Annotated in this window: 1 pseudogene; it reads right to left on the bottom strand. The window is 70.0% G+C overall.

Annotated features, from left to right (window positions below):
* A pseudogene (locus AC1D15_RS33130) lies at window positions 1-1,208 on the bottom strand (heme utilization protein); the annotation flags it as partial.

A 1,208-nucleotide genomic window follows, 5' to 3' on the forward strand; every position in this document is an offset into this window, starting at 1 on the left:
GCGCGCAGGTCGGCCGATTCGAGGTTCGGGATCTGGTCGGTCGTCAGCGCACCGACCTGGGCCGAGTTCAGCGCGGCGTACTGCGCGGTGGTCAGCGCACGCAGGTCATCGGACTGCAGGCCCGCGATCTGCGTCGGCGTCAGCGAGGCGACCTGGGCGGTCGACAGCGCGGCGAACTGCGCGGTGTTCATCGCGTTCAGGTCGTCGGTGACCAGGTTGCTCAGCTGGGCGGTCGTCAGGCCGGCGACCTGCGAGGTCGTCAGCTGGCCCATCTGGTCGGAGGTCAGCGCGTCGACTTGCGCGGTCGTCCAGTTGCGGATCGCGGCGGTGCTCAGGGCGCGCAGGTCGGCCGATTCCAGGTGCGGGATCTGGTCGGTGGTCAGCGCGGCGGCCTGGGCGGTCGACAGGATCGCGAACTGGCTGGTCGTCAGCGCGTTCAGGTCGTCGGAGCCGAGGCTGGCGAGTTGCGCCGGCGTCAGCGCCGCCACCTGGGCGGTCGTCAGCGCAGCGAACTGGTCGCTCGTCAGGGCACCCAGCTGGTCGGAGTTCAGCTGGCGCAGCGCGGCGGTGCTGATGGCRCGCAGGTCGGCSGATTCSAGGTTCGGGATCTGGTCGGTGGTSAGCGCSGCGACCTGSGCGGTGTTCAGCGCGGCGTACTGCGCCGTCGTCAGGGCACGCAGGTCATCGGATTGCAGCCCGGCGATCTGCGTCGCGGTCAGGCCGGCGACTTGCGCGGTCGACAGCGCGACGAACTGCGCGGTGTTCAGCGCGTTCAGGTCGTCGGTCACCAGGTTGCTCAGCTGGGCGGTCGTCAGGGCGGCCACTTGCGCGGTCGTCAACTGGCCCATCTGGTCGGAGGTCAGCGCATCGACTTGCGCGGTCGTCCAGTTGCGGATCGCGGCGGTGCTCAGGGCACGCAGGTCGGCCGATTCGAGCGTCGGGATCTGGTCGCTCGTCAGTGCAGCAGCCTGGGCGGTCGACAGGATCGCGAACTGGTTGGTCGTCAGCGCGTTCAGGTCGCCGGTGCCCAGCGTGGACAGCTGGGTCGTCGTCAGGGCAGCCACTTGCGCGGTCGTCAGGGCGGCGAACTGGTCGCTGGTCAGCGCACCGAGCTGGTCGGAGTTCAGCTGGCGCAGCGCCGACGTGCTGATCGCACGCAGGTCGGCCGATTCGAGGTTCGGCAGCTGGTTGGTGGTCAGCGCGGCGAC

The organism is Rhizobacter sp. P2_H2, assembly GCF_056403375.1.